Genomic DNA, 4,568 nt, shown 5'->3' with positions numbered 1-4,568 from the left:
TACGGCGGCCGCGATGACCACCCCGAACTCTCGAAACAGCCGCCCCACGAAACCCTCCATAAACATCACCGGCAAGAATACGGCGGCCAAGGTAACGGAGATCGATATTACGGCGAAGAAAATCTCATTTGCCCCTTTGATGGCCGCCATAATCGGCGACATCCCCTCCTCCACCTTCTTGTAAATATTCTCGGTAACCACGATGCCGTCATCCACCACCAAACCCGTGGCCAATACAATGGCCAGCAACGTTAACACATTGACCGAGAATCCAAACAGGTACATCACGAAAAACGTGGCAATGAGCGATACGGGTATATCGATCAGCGGCCGGAACGCGATAGCCCAGTCACGGAAAAAGAGGAAAATAATCAAAATCACCAAGATCAGTGCAATGATGATGGTTTCGGCAACTTCGGTAACCGACCGTTTGATAAATAGCGTATTGTCTATCGCTACATCCATCACAACGTCGGCAGGCACTTCATTTTTAAGTTGGTCGAAGCGGTCATAAAACGCATTGGCAATATCAATGTAATTGGTGCCGGGCTGCGGTATAATGGCCATGGCGGCCATAATGGAATTAGACTCCCGGAATTCGCTTTCGAGTTGTTCGGGGCCAAGTACGGCAGTGCCGATGTCGCCAAACCGGATAATCCGATCACCTTCCGATCGGATTATCAAGTTATTAAATTCTTCTTCCGTGGTTAGGTTCCCTACCGTTTTTATGGCCAGTTCGGTATTCTCACCCATGATTTTTCCCGAGGGCAGCTCCACGTTCTGGCGGTTCAATGCATTGCGCACATCCAATGGGGTAAGCCCGTAGGCCGAAAGCCGCATGGGGTCGATCCACAAACGCATCGCATAGCGCTTTTCGCCCCATATCTGTACCGAACTCACCCCCGGCAAGGTCTGTAGCCGTTGGGCGATTACGTTATCAGCGATTTCGCCGAGTTCGAGTGGAGACCGGGACTCGCTTTGCACGGTCATCACGATAATCGGATCGGAATCGGCGTCGGCCTTGGATACCACTGGCGGCGCATCGATATCCTGGGGTAAGCTGCGCATGGCCTGCGAGACCTTATCCCGCACATCATTGGCCGCCTCTTCCAAGTCTTTGCTTAACAAAAACTCGATATTGATGCGGCTGGAACCTTGGCTACTCGACGACGATATGTTACGAATTCCATCGATTTGGTTAATCGAGCGTTCCAACGGTTCCGTAATCTGCGATTCGATGATATCGGGGTTGGCCCCCGCATAGTTGGTGCGTACAGATACGATCGGCGGGTCGATCGATGGGAATTCGCGGACACCCAAAAACGTATATCCGATAACGCCGAATAAAATAAGCATCAGGTTCATCACAATGGTGAGAACCGGCCTTTTAATACTGGTGGTGGAGAGACTCATACGCTTATGGTTTAATCCTATTCATCAACCTTCACGGTTACCGGCATCCCGTCGGCGAGCGACATGATTCCCGAAGTGAGTACCGTATCGCCGATTGCCACCCCCTCGGTAATCAACACGTCCGTTCGGGTACGGTTTTCGGCTTCCACCGGTGTCGCAGCGGCCTTACCGTTTTTCAATAAAAACACCTGTTTGCCATTTTGCACCGGGATAACCGCTTCCGTTGGTACCAATACCGCATCTTCGGTATGGTCCAATGGCAGCTCAATACGGGCGAAGGCGCCCGGGAACAGCCTTTCTCCGGGGTTTTCAGCAACCGCCCGGATGCTGATGGTCCGAGTAGCTGCGTCTACACCCGGTTCAATCGCATAAATTTCGGCGTGGTATTTCGCTTCCGACCCGCTGACGCTAAAGGTCAACCCCTGCCCCACCTTTATTTGGCCGCTGTATTTCTCGGGCACAGAAAACAGCACTTTAACGGGATTGATGCGCAGCAAATTGGCTACCACGGTAGAAGGGGTTAAGTACTCGCCCTCCGAAATCGACCGGAGCCCAATCTTACCATTGAAGGGTGCGCGGACGGTGGTTTTTGCGATCTGGGCGCGGATCAACTCCGTCTGGGCCTTCGCCGATTCATAATCCGCATGCGCCACGTCATACTCCTGTTGGCTGATAGCTTCCTTTTCCAACAAGAGGCGCGCACGCTCCTCGTTGTCTTCTGCCAATTGTTCGCTGCTCTGCGCCTGGATGAGGCGGGCCTGCAATTCCGAATCATCGATGCGTAGCAGTACCTGGCCCTTTTGTACGGCAGCCCCCTCCCGGAACGTCAATGCCCTTACCACGCCCGATACTTCACTGCGGATCTGAACCTGCTCATCGGGTTCGATCGAACCCGAGAGGGTGATGGTGTTGGAAAATGCCCTGGGTACCACCACGATGGCATTAACCTCCATGGGCCCCGTGCCTTGTGATTGTTCCGGCGCCGCAACTTTGGGCTTAGGATTGCGCGTGAGCCAATAGCTTATGGCGGCCACAGCAATGACGGCTATCGCGATAAAAAGGTATTTTTTCTTCATGTTAGTATCTGAAACCTATCCCGCAAAAAACATAAATATACAGCTTTCTGCCAGCCAAAACTACTGGAATCATCAAGTATTTCGCAGCTGTATCACATTTTTTACGGAAAAACACGCCGCCTAGCACGGCCGCGCGCCGGGCGGCGACTAACTATACCTATCCAATACCAGCAAACCCAACAATCCCTCGATGGAAACGAGCACGTCGGCTGCCGGCATGCCCAATGCCACTCCCACCACCAACGATTTGATTATCAGCGAGAAGAAAGCACTCAACTTAAAGACAACCACCAGAAGAAGCAACAACAAAATGCCGCCGGCAACAATAATGATTGGCATCATATGATATAATGTAACAGTATAATTGGGTCAAAACTCATCTTTCAGCCGATCATATAGACGCTCAAACAGCGCGAAGCTATCCATATACCGGCGATGGGCGTGGATATCGGGTTCACACACCACGTTGCTCGACTGGCCGTCGATCATGTCAAAGCCCGAAACCTTGCCCAACGCATCCAACGCCACGAGACAAGCGCCCTTGGCGGCATCCTGTACACCTTCATCCGACACCAACACGCGCTTATTGAAAACATCGGCCAGCAATTGCACCCAGAAAGGAGCTCGTGCAAACCCACCGTTCGCATGGATAACCTTGATGGGGCCGGCGATTTCTTCCAGTGCCTTCCCAACGCTGTACAATCCATATACGATTCCCTCCAGCACCGCCCGTGTGAAGTGCGCTTTGGTATGGTGCAGCTGCACCCCGAAAAAGACTCCTTTTGCATTTGCATCCCAGTGGGGTGCCCGTTCGCCCGCAAGATACGGCAAAAACAGCAGCCCGTCGGCACCGGGCGCGACGGTCGATGCTTCGGCTACCAGTTGTTGGTATGCGTGCGTACCCCCAAGGGCACCCCCACCGAAATGATCGCGGTACCAACGAAACACCATGCCGCCACTATTCACCGCCCCGCCTACTACAAACAGGCGTTTGGTGAGCACATAGCAAAATGTACGGGCTTTTTTATCTGTTTGCGGCGTTTCCACCACCATGCGTATCGCCCCACTCGTACCGATCGTTACGGCCGCATCGCCGGGAGCCACCGCACCGGCCCCCAAATTGGCCAAGCAGCCATCGCTGGCCCCAACCACAAAAGGCGTATCTTCTGGAATACCCATAACGCTCGCCAGTTGGGCAGGCAGGCCCGACAACGTGTAGGTAATCGGAACCGGGTCGGAAAGCTGTGCGGCTGAAATACCTGCCCATGCCAGCGCCGGCCGATACCATTGGAAAGCGTGGATGTCAAAAAGCCCCGTTGCCGACGCAATGGATTCATCTACGATGTAGCGGCCAAATAACCGGTGGAAAACATACTCCTTGATGGAAATGAATTTCCGGGCCGCTTGGAAGATGGCCGGCATTTCCGCGCGTAGCCAGCAAAGCTTGCAGAGCGGCGACATGGCGTGGATCGGCGTGCCGGTTTTCAAATAAATATCAAGCCCTTTATCCGTGCGTTTGAGTTCCTCGGCAAACGAGGCACTGCGCGTATCGGCCCAGATGATGCAGTTAGTAAGCGGCCGGTCATGCTCGTCCATGGCGATAAGCCCGTGCATGGCACTGCTGAATCCAATGGCTATGCATTCCGCCCGCGCCCCATTGCCGTTCACCTTCCCCACCAACCGTGCAATGGCATTTACGACCGCATCGAACAACACGGCCGGATCTTGTTCAAACCATCCCGGCTGGGGGGTCGTCAATTCATAATCGACCTGTTCATGCGCTAGCGCATGCCCCGCCGTGTGGAAGGCCACGGCTTTGGTCGCTGAAGTTCCGATGTCTACACCGATAATGATGTCCATGGGTGAGGGGGTAGTTTACATCACAAACATAGATAAATTGCATTGGAAATACAGAAACCCGCTCAGGTTTTATAATTTTTCATTAACATTGCATCCATCATTATCAACTAAAATATGTTGAAATTCGGTTGTTTTTTAGTTGCCATTGTCGGCACGGTGTGTGCGCATGCGCAGGGAACCAGCGAGATCGATCATTTCGTTGTATAGGAAAACCTCATT

The 4,568-nt window shown here is 53.0% G+C and carries 4 protein-coding genes; all 4 read right to left on the bottom strand.

Annotated features, from left to right (window positions below):
• Positions 1 to 1,413 (bottom strand): efflux RND transporter permease subunit (locus tag ACO1NT_RS12865; protein WP_449049051.1); only part of this gene is annotated, 1,413 nt, incomplete at its 3' end.
• Positions 1,414 to 1,430: 17 nt separating this feature from the next.
• Positions 1,431 to 2,489 carry an efflux RND transporter periplasmic adaptor subunit gene (locus ACO1NT_RS12860; protein ID WP_449049050.1) on the bottom strand — a complete coding sequence of 353 codons (1,059 nt, stop codon included), beginning with the start codon at positions 2,487 to 2,489 and terminating at the stop codon, positions 1,431 to 1,433.
• Between the two features lie 147 nt (positions 2,490 to 2,636).
• Entirely contained in the window at positions 2,637 to 2,831 is a 195-nt protein-coding gene (locus ACO1NT_RS12855; protein ID WP_449049049.1) for a GntT/GntP/DsdX family permease, read from the bottom strand.
• 27 nt (positions 2,832 to 2,858) lie between these two features.
• A complete protein-coding gene (locus tag ACO1NT_RS12850; RefSeq protein WP_449049047.1) occupies positions 2,859 to 4,349 on the bottom strand; it encodes a gluconokinase in 1,491 nt (496 codons plus the stop codon).
• Between the last annotated feature and the right edge of the window lie 219 nt (positions 4,350 to 4,568).

The sequence above is a fragment of the Parapedobacter sp. genome (genome assembly GCF_053550995.1).
Note: the sequence above shows the minus strand (reverse complement) of the source record. Positions and strands in the feature narration are given on the sequence as shown.